The following is a 13,990-nucleotide window of genomic DNA, read 5'->3' on the forward strand; positions in this document are numbered from 1 at the left end:
CTGAAAATCTTGTAATGCGTCATGTGCGGCTTTAAAACTTGCCTCTCTAGGCGATATTCCTTTTTTTTTCTGCCGCTCGGCACATAAGTGCCCTTATCATGTTGTAAACTAACAAATGAACATCAATTTCCTTACGCACCATATCTGGACTACCACACCTTAAAATATCCATTTTCATCATGGTCTTGATTGACCTAAAATCCAACTCGATATGCCATCGTGAAACGTATAAATCAATAATATCTTGCTTCGGATAGACTTCTTTATCCGTGAGCGTGGTAACAATGATACGTTTCTTTGTTCCTACCATTCTGACGATAAGCTCTTCTGGCACTTGAGCGTAACCCTCTGGGGTCATCCATTCTGGACAGGATGGACGAATTAGCTTAAATAAACCATCTCGCTTACCCAGCTTTTCTTCACAGGTTCTGAAATCGACATTTCTGGCTCCGTTTTTTTCGAAAACAGCATCAACGCCTAACCCCATTAGTCCTACAAGAACAAAGTAGTTTTCGAAATTAGCATCTCCCAGCACAATGTCACCTTGTTTCAAGTCTGACTGCATACTTCTTAATAGTGCCTGCTCGCCAGTACCTTTCCCTTTACAAGGTGAAACAGCCGAGTCAATGACTGCACCGCTACCCAAAGAAATTAACACTAAAATCCGCAGCTGAGGAAAGCCCAGCCCTTCTTTTTGTGATTTAGGTTGAGGGAATTGGGCTTGGTTCTCGTGCGTATCAGGCATAGATAGTGTTGAGCCGTCAGTTAATAGCACTCTACGACCATGCCATAAGTATTTCCCTTGAATCGCTTCATCTAAGTTTTTTCCTGATTTCTTCAATAGCGATTTAATTGACTCTGGAGATAACCGTTTTCTTGCTTTACAGTAGGGACCTGTAATTGTGCTGTTTTTCTCTCGACCTATAGCAATTTGATCTCTAGCGTCACTGATTAGTGTGCAACGACAAGACTTGTTTTCACTGGCAACTTGCTTCATGAAAAGCGAAAGTGTGTGGCAGGCGGGATACTTGCGTACTCTTTGAGTATTATCTTTTTGAAAATCTTCTAAATCTTGCAGAGTGAGAATTGAAGAAAGTTCATCTTCTTCCGTTTGAGCAAAGCGACGTAACAATTCTGGGGCATCATTGAAGAATTGGCGAGTTGTAGTATTCATGGCGTGACACTAGAAAAACCTTAATCTGTATGATTTACTCTCTATTGTTCAATTAGTAAACCTTCAGATGAAGCTTAAGTTAGTGCCATTGGTATATGATCACAAAGTAAGATCTGGGTCAAACTTTATTCTCCAATCGGTTAAAAAGCGTTCGCGATCTTGCCCTGCCGTTTTACTGTGCCTAGACTGCATTCTTTACCTGTTGAATTCTGTATTAAAGACTGCGCTCTTTTAAGTTGATGAGGCTCTTCATCAACAAATGATTTTAAGAGTGAAGCTTCCTCTTGAGAGTAAATGCTAGGTCGACCTGAACACGTTTGTCATCAAATAAACTTGAGACACCTTGCTCGTACCAAGCGGTAATCCAGTTTGATACTGTAATTTCGCAAACTTCGAAAATGTCAGCTATCTGTTTAATTGAAAACTTCTTATTACTTAACAGAAATGCGTGTGCTCTGGTTCGACTACGATGTTTGGGATGATGTGCTACGGCTGCTTTCAATGTTTCAATTTCAAATTCTGAAAGTGCTACGACTTTTTTCATGATAACTCTCGCACATGAGATAAAACTATATTTAGGGTACTAAGATTTAAAATAAAATTTTATGAGGAACTTCAATTTTCTGAATAGTTTTGTGATTTAAAAAACTTTTAGTCGACTACTTAGTTTTGTTCGAGAACCAAGTTGATTGCGTCAAGCTTAAATTCTTTTGAGTATTTCTTTCTAGTCATTTTCATTCTCCAGTTAAGTTATTATTTCTTAACTGGGGTGGTCATATCCGTTAAACCACGTCAAGCCTTGCTAAAAGATGCAGAGATAGAATGTCCTGAGCCACCCAAGATAGATGGGAAACGAGGAAGAACAAAAAAAGTAAAAGCCGAAACCTCTTAGAGCGACTACAAAATTACGAAAAAGAAGTACTCCGATTTATGGTTAACCCTGATATTCCTTTTACCAATAACTTGGCAGAAAATAACATTAGGATGACCAAAGTTCATCAGAAAATTTCAGGTTGCTTCCGAAGCGAAGAGGGAGCGGAAATTTTCTGTGTGGTTCGCAGTTACATATCAAGCTGTCGCAAACAAAGTATCAGCGCATCAACTGCCCTACAACTACTGTTTACTGGGCACCTTCCCGATATTTTTGTTCAACATGCTGAATAGTTACATTTATTTTATTATTTATTCTTGCTCGCTACAGCTAATGTAAGCTCTTGTTTCTTTATAGTAAAAGACTCAGAAGATGAATTTAAAGGTGAGCTCTTCTCTCTCAATATAGCCTGTTGAGCTTTCAGCTCATCATTTTCTGTAGTTAGCTGTATTATGGTCTCATCTCTTGCTTTAAAACTTTCCTGAAGCTGTTCAAATCTCTTATCACATCTTAACAATCTACTTTTTGCTTCTTCTAACTTTTTCTTTACCGTTTTTAACTCACTTTCTATATCATCAAGTGTTTGCCTTAACACTTTTAAGTCATCTTGTATAGGGGAGTCAGGGACTGTAAGTGATTGAGAAGAAACTTTGAAAAACTTTTCTTTTGCTGCCTGAACTTTATCCGCCGTCAAATTTTTATTCCTATCTCGTAAAAGAGAGACAAAACCTTCAATACCCTCATATCTTTTATTTTTCTTGCTTTCTGGATCAGCCCACCACTTTAATAATACTTCGTAACAGTGAACACAGCTATCACCGTGATCAATTTTTAAATTTTCGACATTAGGATATTCCATCATTACTGCATAATTTTCCCACTGATGAGCCAAAGGTTCAGTCTCTTTTAGTAATTCATTTACGTCAATTTCTTTTGTTAGAGGATAACTATGAAGTCCCCCCATAGCTGAAGTAGTTGCAGTCATATTTATCCTAAAAAATTATATTGGTGGAGTTGAAGCTTACATTCCGACATTCCGCACCTAGAAAATTGCATTTTAAACACTGATACATCAAAAGGTTAAAGGATAAAATTTAAAATCAATAAGTTACGATTTATTTTGCTTTATCATTTAAATTCAATAAGTTGACTTCACCATTTTTAACAATGTGCGATACTACTGGTATGGCCAATTCAGTAATCTATTGTTTTCTTAACTATATTCAGGTTCGGAAAGTGGGCTGAAAGATCAACAGACCCTAATAAATTAATTCAACGTATACACGTCTGAAATTAGACGTTTTAGGTTAAAGCGAATCACCTATAACCGACTAAGGAGTCCTATAGACATGTTTTAAATTTGAAAAGGTTTTTCCACGTACCACGCTGTAAAAGCCTAAAGAAAGTAGTGAACATTGTTGCTTGGCTCCAATCTCTTTTAACTTAATAATACAATCTAATTTATTGCAATAAAATGCTAAGTGCAAAGGGGTAGAACCTTGACGGTCGCGTCTGTTTAGTTCATTGCCGAGTGTTTTAGTTTTCAGTACATCAACCAATTCGACCTGATTGCCCAACACAGCAGCATGAAATACATTTGAACTGTAATTATTTCGTATGGATGCATTCGCACCACTATCAAGTAGTTTCTGTGCACATTCAGTTTGCCCGTAACTTAGCGCTACTAAGATTGCGGCATTACCAAATTTACTCTGAATATTTCGACAACGTTCCGTATTGAGGAGATCCAAACATGCTGAATAACCGTATTTTGCTGCCACTATTAGAGGTGTCGCCCCCTTTTTATTGACAACTATTTCAGATGCACCATGTTGCATAAGAAAATTTACGCATTCTGGACGATTACTTAAAGTAGCAAACTGTAATGCCGTTCCCCCCCCCTTACTTTTTACATCAACAGCTACGCCTTGCTTCAGTAGCTCCTTGATTATTTCAACATGCCCATTTATTGCCGCAATATGTAATGCAACAAGCCCATTTCTATTAGTCTGATATAAGTTCAATCCTTTCTCTAGGAGGTGTTGAATACCAGCCCCCCCAGTTTGACACTCGTCAAATATGGCTTCGTATAGTTCCTTATTAATTATATTTAATGCTGATTCAATAGTTGGAATATCATTCACTGTGATTTTTTCACTAAGAACTCCTATATCACTTATATCACTACCTGCATCCAAAGGTGGTTTGCTTATTGAAACACCTTCCTCATACTGAGGGCCCTTGTTTTTTGAATACCTTACACAGACGACTTCATCAGGTTTCATTAAAGGTTGAGAATTAGATCCTGAAGAAAGGAATCGTGTGAATTTATACTGATTTTTCACTCGCTGAACTTGATAATGCTTTTCAGAACCTTCTTCGTCAAAAACTATAAATGGAGAAGCGTCAAGTGCAGCAGTTTCTGTAAGAAATTGAGTGCTAAAACCCTGAACATCAACCATCGAGCCCAATTCAACAGGTACACAGGATGCCATGTATGTATAATCCAATTAATAAGTTTTGTTTATGTACAGAGTAGAGGTGATGACTAATGAAGATAAAGAGTTTTTGGATATAAACAATAACTCAGAGACTGGATAGTTAGTGAACTTAGTGAAAAGCGCTGTTTGTCTCAAACAATAATACACCTAACATCCAGAGTAATCGCACGAGTGAGTGATATATGCACAATTCCATATGGTAATTTCGTCATTCTCACGAATGTGGGAATCTAATGCCTTATCCTATTAATTGCAGTAATTAAATGCTCAACTTAGAGCTATGTATGTGCTCAAAGTGCAATCTATATTGATGAAGGCATAGTTGTTACCGACATACAAAACTGTCGTTATTACATTGTTACGTCAAGACAATTTTGAGAAGGATTCTTTATAAACCAAAGTGAGCACATACAAGCTCCCGAAGGGCAAGGCTAAAGGGTTCCATACTGCGTTACAAGCACTTGAATTATCACGTCAAAAGCACTAGGTGCGTTGAACGCCAGCTTTGTATGGCGGCCGTTAGGGTAGATAGTACTTCGAGCTTGTGCCTTGCACTAAAACCCTATAGCTCTTGCTGAGTGAGAGATTAATTACTGTAATTGGTATTATATTGGAATCCCAAAAGTCACTGGATTCTCGTTTTCACGGGAATGACGGATTATAAAGTCTACGGTTTTTGCTCAAAGTATACCGATGAGTTCTCGTCACTCCAGCGCAGGCCGGAAACGAAGTGACGACAGTTTTGTATATCGGTAGTCTAGTAGTCTGTTGATCTTTCAGGATTAAATTTTGTGCTATTTGAGCATTTATCTGTTCAAGGCGTGAGCAGTGATGCTTAGCCATCTAAGTGAGCTGGTCACAACACAGAACAGTGAATGCTCAAAAGCATCGAAAAAAGAGAGAGCGTAAATTGGTCGCTCTTTCTAAATCAAAGGTGCTGCGTTATCGTTTTCTTACTTGGAAACGAAGTAACGACAGTTTTGTATGTCGATAATAACCAAACCTCACAAACTCTGCCTTGCATAAAATAACCAATTTATCACTGCAAAAACAATCACGAAAGATCAACAAACCCTAGTGCCTTTGCTTTTTTCTATAAACGTCACTGGATACCTGACTTCGCTGGTATGACAAAGATTGGTACTTTTACGTAAGTTGAATGAGCTTAAAATGATATTTCATAATAAAATTCGCACTTATTTTTATTGGAATAGCGACAGCAATTCTTCTGCCCTCCCTTCCCATGCGGTTTGTTTTTTACCTGAAAACACACTATCCGCTATACCTTGTTTATGTTTTTGCATTTCTTGAATTTTTTCTTCAATTGTCCCTTCAGCAATTAGCTTATACACAAACACAGCTTTATCTTGTCCTATTCGATGGGCTCTGTCTGTTGCTTGTTTTTCTACAGCAGGATTCCACCATGGATCATAATGTATTACGGTATCTGCTGCAGTCAGGTTAAGCCCTGTACCACCGGCTTTGAGGCTAATTAAAAATACAGAATTCGTGCCTTCTTGAAAACCATCTATTTGCGGTTGGCGCTTGCGCGTTTGCCCCGTTAATTTACTGTACCTAATGGATAGTTCTTTTAGCTCAGCTTCAATGAGCCCTAGCATAGTAGTAAATTGACTAAAAATAATTATCTTCCGACCTTCTGCAATCATTTCAGGTAAGTTGTTGATCAACCAATCCAATTTTGCATTGCTTTTGACACCTTGTGCTTGCTCTAATTTGACTAAACGAGCATCACAACAGGCTTGACGTAATTTCAATAATGCATCTAAAAATTCTATGTGACTGTTTGCCATTCCTTTTTTTGCGAATAAATCACGAATCTTTTTCTCCATGGTCACTCGAATAGCTTCATAGAGGTTACGTTGATCTTTCTCCAGTATGACGTTTTGCTCAATAATCGTTTTCTCTGGCAACTCGGCCATGACTTCATTTTTTGTGCGCCTCAATAAAAACGGCTCAATTCGACGGCTTAACTCTTTAGCCTTTGCTACATTGCCATGCTTTTCAATCGGCTGCCTAAAATATTTATTAAAGTGTTGATGGTTACCTAATAAGCCAATTAAAGAAAAATCCATTAAAGACTTAAGCTCACCTAAATGGTTTTCAAGCGGTGTGCCCGATAAACAAAGTTTAAATCCGGCTTTTAACTCTTTTACCTGCTGCGTAACTTTAGCTTGTATATTTTTGATTTGTTGCGCTTCGTCCAATACGATATGATCAAATGCTCTGTCTTGGTAATGTTTGCTATCACGCACAATTAACGGATATGTTGTTATCACAATGTCATACTCATCTAATGTGCTTAAAATTGACTGCCTTTTACTTCCGTGACAAACCACAACCCTTAAATCGGGTGTAAATTTTTGTGTTTCTTTTAGCCAATTTCCAACTAAGCTCGTTGGACAAATAATTAAGCTGCCTCTTTGATTCAGACTAAGCTCTTGTTGCTTCATAATAAAAGCTAACGTTTGCAGTGTTTTGCCAAGCCCCATATCATCGGCAAGCGTACCACCAAAGCCATATTCTTTTAGAAAACACAGCCAGTTAAGCCCTTCTTGTTGATATTCTCTAAGTGTCGCTTGCATCGACTTAGGCACAATAACAGGTTCAATACCGTTAAAGTCAGCGAGTTTATCTGCTAACGCTTTCACTCTTTGTCCGTTTATCAGACTGATGTCATGGGCAGAAAAATCATTGAGCAACATGGCACGATTTTGAGGAATACGTAACTGCTCGTCTCTTCCAGTAAAGAGTTCTTCAATCAAGCTTATGATAGGTCTAATAGAAGATACTTTAATTTTAACAAAACTGCCGTTGGGCGTCGGCAGAAGAAGTTCTTCTTCATCTTTAGGCTCTTTATTATGACTCAACCATGCAGCAATCAAAGGTAATAGTGAGATTTGTTGGCCATCAATATCAGCAGTTAATGCCATTGAGAACCAACCTAAGTCTTCTTGATCGTCAATATCAATAATCAATTCTGGTTCAACAATTTTTAAATCAAAATCGTCCGCGACTTCGACAATAAAACCACTATTTTTACATTGCTCAATTCCAACCGTTGTGAATCCTATCCAATCCTGAATACCTTCTGGCAAATGCCCTAACGTCCAAACACTACCTTCTTCTAATTGCCTTTCTACACCCTCTTGCAATGCTTCAAGAGGTAAGTATTCGGAAGCAATTGCACCTAAGCTTAATAAATGGAGATCATCGATAGCATACTGCTCAGCTCTTAAATCTCGAATGACCTTAATGTTTTTACTATGTTGTTTAAGAATAGTAAACCTATCCTTATTCGAATGTGCTGGAAAACTAATATCCCCATAAATGAACTCAGCAATAACAACTGGCTGTAATTGAACTTGATTTGAGAATTGCGCCATAGTTAAGGTTATTTTTTTTATAAGAGGCAGGTTAACCTCTTCGAATTCAACCAGTAGAGTTTCTGGTAACACGTTGACAGGGAAGTGCTTAATGAGTTGATGGCTCAATTGTTCGACGTTTGCATCAGACATAACAGGTGCGTGTTTCAACAACATCAATTTTTCAATGGGGATGTCAGTATTAATTTCACCTATGTTGAAATTATCTGTATCGATATAGGTTACAGGCTCTGTGGGAAGCAGTTGCCAGTTTTCTACATTTGCTAATTCAAGATGAAGTTGTTGTTGGTTGCCCTGTAAGCTATTCCAAATAAAACTAATATCTTTAGTTTCATTTATTCTTAAAGGGGTTCTATCATCTCCCAAAAAACATCGACCTGTAGCCAACATTTTTTTTAACGCTAAATAACCTTCTTCTTTTTTGATGGTAAGTTTGCAGTCATAGTGATTTTGATCCGCAAGTAATCGTATCAATTTTATTTCTTCTTCGGAAAATTTCCAACTTGAAAGGTAGTTTGGATTACTAATAGCTATGACAGAACCCTTACCATAAAACCCTTTTTTGTTTAACTTTCCTTTACGAATTTCAACGAAACAATTTTTACTAGTAAGGCGTAAAACATATAAATGTTGGCGCTCATCAATTTCCTCAGTCTCCTTTTCATCGGTAATATCATCAAGTTTTTCAAGCCAACTCTCTACAATATCGTCATTATTATTGGAGTGAGAAATAAAATGATAAATGACTGCAGCTGCATGTTTACAACATTTACCAACTGGACAATCACATTGGCTGAATATAAATGTTTGAGAGCCTGAACTAAAAGCACCAACAATTAATGCGTATTTTTGATTTGTTGAACTTAATACTGTCGCACTGGCCGTTAAATGACCTTCACTGTAATCCACCGCCAGTACTCGCCCTTCTTTAAAGTACTGCTGACCTTTTGAGAGGGTAATTTCACTAAAAAACGAAGCAAGGTTTTTTGAGGTAAGTTGCGCTAAGGGCTTTGGTTGAGTAGAAGGCATTGTAAGTATTGTAGTTAGTTAACAGCGAGCAGCATAATAACGAAATTTATCATCAAGAAATATATTTATTGTCGTTTGTTAATATAACCTGATGTGTGAATTTTCTAACTCATTGAAATTGCTTAAATCGTCATTCCTACGAAGGCAGGAATCCAGCGTCTTTTTCTTTTTTAGAGCAAAAAGGCACTAGATTCCCGCTTACAACATGCGGGAATGACAGACGTTTGAATGGTTCAGTGGCGCAGTTAGACTGCCAACATTCCCTCAAATTTCATTACATCTCTACCAAACTCAAGATTGAGATAAGCACCACTGGTTAATCCCAGCATCTTTCTTCCCATTCGACTGGTCAAGTGCCACAAGTCTCGGCAGTTAACATGCTCAATATCAAAATATTTAACAAGTTGTCCTATGGTTGTTTCAACCCTTCTGCGTACATTCATTATTAGCTTTACTGCCCATTTAGGACGACTATCTTTCATATTTTTTCGTAACGGTGTAAATCAATGTCAGCTTGAAGACAGTCTTCATTGAGTATTGGTCTAATAAGCCCTTTATCACCAATTAAAAGACCTTTGATATTATTGATAATTTCATAAGCGGCATCACGTTCGTCAATATTTGCGGCGGTTAAAGTGAACTCTACTGGAATGCCTCTTTCATCAACAAGTAGATTCCCATGAAAACCGTAGTATCTCATATCCTTAGAGGCACAGTAGCCATAATTTGGGAACCCATCAGATACGGGTAACAAATAGATGAGAAAATCTGAGGAGAAAAACGTTATTTATTGAGATGATAAGCCGACTAAAACTATTCTCAAAATAAAATGCCGATACTCGACCGAACACCGCTTAACTCCTCAGACAAACTCGATCTTCTCTTAAAAACTATCGCTTGCCAAGTGCATGGTGCAGTTGCTTCTCTTTCTGATGAATTTAATGTTTCTCGTAAAGCCGTTTAGTCCGCTAAATATGCGGCTCAATCGGCACTAAAGTGCCTTGTTACTACCAACGACGAGTCTGATGTCATTACATCTGTAAATGTTGACGTACCACATCTTCGCCGTTCTATTGTGGCTTTATCAATCACAGCACCTAACTCCGAGCAATTGAAGAACAAATCCCACTCATTTATCCAGGCTATAAAGTCAGTTACGGTTACATTCAAGGCGTTATCGTTGAAGCTCAAGAGCAGGCTAAGTTATTTAACGAAAAAGTGTCGCTATCAGCCATAAAGTAGAGTAGGCTACTGGCTTCGCTATCGCTTATCCAGCAGCCCCTCTTCGATTCCGTGCATGAGGTTTTCCCTCACACGGCTCTGTTGTTACACTTCTCTCAGCCCCTTCACTTTGCTTATCATCTTGTCGTGGGTAAATACTCAAGACCAGCTTGGCGTAATTTTTCGTAAGCACCTCGTGATAGATACTTGCTTCGACGTTGACTTAAGCGACGATGCCAGCGATAGAACCGGTTTACTACAAATCCATTTATTCTGAAAAATACACCTCTGGGATAACCTATCCCACCAAAATAGTGTTTCCATCCCCTCAGAACTTGATTAACCTTATTTATCAGTACGCCAAGTGTATTTGAGGTTCGGTGTTTCACTATGTCTCTGATTTTATTTTTCAGCTTTGTTTGGCTCTTCTTAGACGCCTGTATCTTGATGTAACTGGTGCCTTTGATGAGGCCTGTGATCCGTTGAAAGTTAAAACCGAGGAAATCAAACTCATTCATCAGCTTTCCCATATCCACACAGTGGGTTTTACTTTGATTTAGCTTCAGACCTTCATCACTTAATTGCTGTGTTATCCAGTCCAGTTGCTCTTGTGTGTAGGTTTGCTTATGAAGTACAACAAAATCATCTGCATAGGTAACGATTTTACACGGTGTTTTTTCGTGTATTTTCAAACAGAAATCGTTGAGATAGATGTTAGCCAGTAGTGGAGAGATAACTCCGCCTTGCTGGGCGCTTCGACATGGACGATAACCATAACTGTGTTCATGTAAATGAGGTTCGTAGACGGGTTGCATCACTATTGTCATCGCCATTTGCACAATTCTGTCACTGATTATCGGGATCCCAAGTTTCCGCGTTTTGCCGTTGTCTTTGAGTATTTCTACTCGTTTGACTGGGCTAGGTCGATAGTTTTTCTGTTGTAATTGAGTTTGAATTTCTTTGGGTGTAGATCTTTTAGATCGACGAAAAGCATGAAAAGATCATTAATTATCAATTGGATGGGTTTAATAAATGGTGCGAAAGGAGCAATTTTATAGTACTTATCAGTTTCCACACACAACAAGTATATAAAAAGGCTCCTTTCATGAAACTAGCATACTCAAACTCACTCGAATTTTCATTCTTTTCTGAAGCCAAATTGAAATTTGAGCGTATTATTTCGCACCTCGAAGACAAACAAGTTAAGCAAGAGAGCCATGGAGAAGTTGAAGCCTATATCGATACCGAAGGAACTGAGTTGTTGCGGTGTTTATTGCAGGGTTTCTTAGATATCAAAACCGCTGAAGAGCCCCGTCAGCAAGTTTGTTCCAACCGTGACATTGCATTGAATTATTTGAAAAATAACTGCAAACGAAACTTAGAAAGTTTATTTGGTACCGTAACGATGCATCGAAAAGGTTACAGTCAACGTCGGTGTGATAGCGTGTTTCCAATGGATGGTGAGCTGAATCTTTCGAAAGATAAATACTCTGATGGTGTACGCCTAAGACTCGCTACAGAAGCAGTCAAAGGCTCATATGATGATGCAGTAAGCTCAATAGATACCACCACAGGTGCGCACGTGCCCAAGCGACAAGCAAGGCAAATTGTGCAGGATATTGCACAAGATTTTGATGGTTTTTATCTCCAGCAGAGATACCTTAAGCCAGAAAATACATCTGATTTACTGGTATTGACTATGGATGGAAAAGGCATCGTTATGCAACCTAATAGCTTGAGAGAGGGCACGCAAAAAGCAGCGAAACAACAGAAGCTCAAAGGACGCCTAAGTGCTGGAGAAAAAAAAGACCGCAAACGAATGGCAGAAGTTGCAGCGGTATACACCACCAAGCCTTTGCATCGTACCCCAGAATCAATCATGTCTAGAAACGATAATTCAAATGTTCGTCCATTACGTGTGCCACCAAGAAATAAACGTGTGTGGGCAAGCGTAGAAAGAAGCGCTGCGACTGTGATTGAAGAAGCATTTTTAGAAGCTCTGGAACGAGACCCTACTCAAAGCCGTCAGTGGGTTGTACTCGTTGATGGTCATCCTCATCAGCTAAAACAAATTTATCGGGTGATGAAGAAACTCAACATCAATGCAACGGTGGTCATGGATTTCATCCATGTGCTTGAATATCTCTGGAAAGCGGCGTGGTGCTTATTTGAAAAAGATGATCCAGAAGTCGAAGATTGGATAGAAAATCGAGCGACTGAAATCTTACGAGGTAATGCGTCACAAGTAGCAAAAGGCCTTGGGATCAGTGCAACAAAACGGAAATTAAAACAACGAGAAGGCATTAATAAGTGCATCGGTTATCTATTGAAAAATAAATCAAGATTAGAATACGGTAAAGCGTTAGAGCAAGGTTTCCCAATTGCTAGCGGTGTCATTGAGGGAGCTTGTCGTCATCTGATTAATGATAGGTTGGATATCACTGGAGCGAGATGGAGCCTTGAAGGTGCAGAAGCTATATTAAAACTTAGGTCGTTAAGATCGAGTGGTGATATTGAAAAGTATTGGGAGTATCACAAAAAGCAATCCAAACAGAGGTTATACAGATGTGGGTAACTTCGTCGTTTTAAAAGACCCACACCCAATTTCTTTTAACAGCGCAACGACTTTCTTTTGCTGCTCTAGATAACTGAATGTGATGCCATCAATTCCTGCTCCGCCTTTATTGGCTTTGCATCGTCGATAGGCTTCTTCGAGTATATCTAGGCGACTGAGTTTATCGTACAAGCTGTAAAATCGTAGCTCCGAGTTAAGCTTTGAGCGTAAGTAAAGTTTTCGCTGTAATATTCTGATATTTACTGGAGTGTTAGCCATATGGCAATTTCACCTCAAAAGTTACGTTAAAAAACGGGTGTAACACTGAGCCCCTTCCCTGATGTAAAGTTATGTTGTCTTCACGGTTAACGGTACTATGGGCTCATCCGACTGCCTGAGCGCCCTATCTGAAATTTCGGTTTACCTTATATTCGGATAGTGCAAGTCACTACCTTCCAACACTCAGGCTCTCCCACGTTCACTTTATTTCCTTCAATACATGCCACTTCATATTACGCCGGAAGATCAAACAGATGCATTTACCAGTTGCTTCTCTGTTTGTGTCAGGGTTCGTCAACTAGGAAAGACTCCCCATCTTCATTTTTTGATTTACGACGCTTAACTGAATTCGCTTGATGCTGCGGCCTACATTGCATCTCAACCTTTATTCAAGGCCTTTGTCACTGGGCTTCATGTCATAGCGGTTACCCATTATGCATGCCCGTCAGATTTCGGGATGAACTGGTAATTATCCCGTCAGGTACGTTTCAACCTGATGGACTTATTATAAATAATAACGTTGCTGTCTCTGGTTTATGGCCATGTAATCGCTTGGCTGCGTATACGTTGAGACAAATCCCGCAACAGAATAAAGCGCTTCGTGGCGCTCCCTAGAAACATCAGTTGACTGCGTTCTCAAGCGTAGAAAAAATGGCTGATAGTAAGGCGTAGCTTGCAGCAAGTAGTTTATTCTACTTGCAAAAATTACAACGCAGATAGCAGTCATTTTAGCAAGCTTGTGAGCGTAGAGCACTTCACTCATTGGGTGAAAGCCATGATGATAAAATCATCGTATTGCGCTCAAACAGTTACTCGTATACTCAGCGTTCAACTGATGTTACCGTGAAAATTAATAGTATTAGACGCAACATAGTCCTCCCCGCAATTATTGAAGGGATAAAAATAAGTCTGGCTGTCTGTTAAGCTTTTTGCTTAACTGTTTATACCATATTGTAT

General features: G+C 38.8%; 11 protein-coding genes and 1 pseudogene. 3 read left to right on the plus strand and 9 right to left on the minus strand.

Annotated elements, in window-relative coordinates:
- Positions 1–46 precede the first annotated feature (46 nt).
- Positions 47–1,174: an IS4 family transposase gene (locus E2I05_RS19465; RefSeq protein ID WP_133309736.1), complete on the minus strand. Its 1,128-nt coding sequence runs from the start codon at positions 1,172–1,174 to the stop codon at positions 47–49.
- Between the two features lie 265 nt (positions 1,175–1,439).
- Positions 1,440–1,718 (minus strand): helix-turn-helix domain-containing protein, encoded by a 279-nt coding sequence (locus E2I05_RS19470; RefSeq protein WP_133309814.1) that lies wholly within the window; start codon positions 1,716–1,718, stop codon positions 1,440–1,442.
- Positions 1,719–1,976: 258 nt separating this feature from the next.
- Here E2I05_RS19470 and E2I05_RS19475 point away from each other — a divergent pair.
- Positions 1,977–2,338: pseudogene (locus E2I05_RS19475) on the plus strand (IS66 family transposase); the annotation flags it as partial.
- A 14-nt stretch (positions 2,339–2,352) separates the two neighbouring features.
- Here the strand turns inward: E2I05_RS19475 and E2I05_RS19480 are convergent.
- From E2I05_RS19480 to E2I05_RS19500, 5 genes are all read right to left on the minus strand, one after another.
- A complete protein-coding gene (locus tag E2I05_RS19480) occupies positions 2,353–3,030 on the minus strand; it encodes a hypothetical protein (RefSeq protein WP_121854967.1) in 678 nt (225 codons plus the stop codon).
- A 346-nt stretch (positions 3,031–3,376) separates the two neighbouring features.
- Positions 3,377–4,507 (minus strand): ankyrin repeat domain-containing protein, encoded by a 1,131-nt coding sequence (locus E2I05_RS19485; protein WP_170179657.1) that lies wholly within the window; start codon positions 4,505–4,507, stop codon positions 3,377–3,379.
- Between the two features lie 1,241 nt (positions 4,508–5,748).
- Complete coding sequence (locus tag E2I05_RS19490; RefSeq protein ID WP_121854969.1) at positions 5,749–8,979, minus strand: DEAD/DEAH box helicase; 3,231 nt, start codon at positions 8,977–8,979, stop codon at positions 5,749–5,751.
- Between the two features lie 245 nt (positions 8,980–9,224).
- On the minus strand, positions 9,225–9,461 hold the full coding sequence (locus tag E2I05_RS19495) for a hypothetical protein (RefSeq protein ID WP_121854970.1): 237 nt from the start codon (positions 9,459–9,461) through the stop codon (positions 9,225–9,227).
- A complete protein-coding gene (locus tag E2I05_RS19500; protein WP_341538255.1) occupies positions 9,458–9,733 on the minus strand; it encodes a transposase in 276 nt (91 codons plus the stop codon). The genes E2I05_RS19495 and E2I05_RS19500 overlap by 4 nt, the downstream gene beginning before the upstream one ends.
- A 75-nt stretch (positions 9,734–9,808) precedes the next feature.
- Between E2I05_RS19500 and E2I05_RS22805 the strand changes: the two genes are divergently transcribed.
- Positions 9,809–9,943 carry a hypothetical protein gene (locus E2I05_RS22805; RefSeq protein WP_280525307.1) on the plus strand — a complete coding sequence of 45 codons (135 nt, stop codon included), beginning with the start codon at positions 9,809–9,811 and terminating at the stop codon, positions 9,941–9,943.
- A gap of 394 nt (positions 9,944–10,337) precedes the next feature.
- Here E2I05_RS22805 and E2I05_RS19505 read toward each other — a convergent pair whose 3' ends face one another.
- Entirely contained in the window at positions 10,338–11,033 is a 696-nt protein-coding gene (locus E2I05_RS19505; RefSeq protein WP_133309816.1) for a reverse transcriptase domain-containing protein, read from the minus strand.
- 272 nt (positions 11,034–11,305) lie between these two features.
- Between E2I05_RS19505 and E2I05_RS19510 the strand changes: the two genes are divergently transcribed.
- Positions 11,306–12,775, plus strand: coding sequence for an ISKra4 family transposase (locus E2I05_RS19510; RefSeq protein ID WP_133309522.1), 1,470 nt, complete (start codon positions 11,306–11,308; stop codon positions 12,773–12,775).
- On the opposite strand, the gene E2I05_RS19515 is transcribed toward E2I05_RS19510, so the two are convergent.
- Entirely contained in the window at positions 12,758–13,033 is a 276-nt protein-coding gene (locus E2I05_RS19515) for a hypothetical protein (protein WP_133309817.1), read from the minus strand. The two genes, E2I05_RS19510 and E2I05_RS19515, sit on opposite strands and share 18 nt — an antisense overlap.
- Between the last annotated feature and the right edge of the window lie 957 nt (positions 13,034–13,990).

The sequence above is a fragment of the Parashewanella spongiae genome, assembly GCF_004358345.1.
GTDB classification, from domain to species: Bacteria; Pseudomonadota; Gammaproteobacteria; order Enterobacterales; family Shewanellaceae; genus Parashewanella; species Parashewanella spongiae.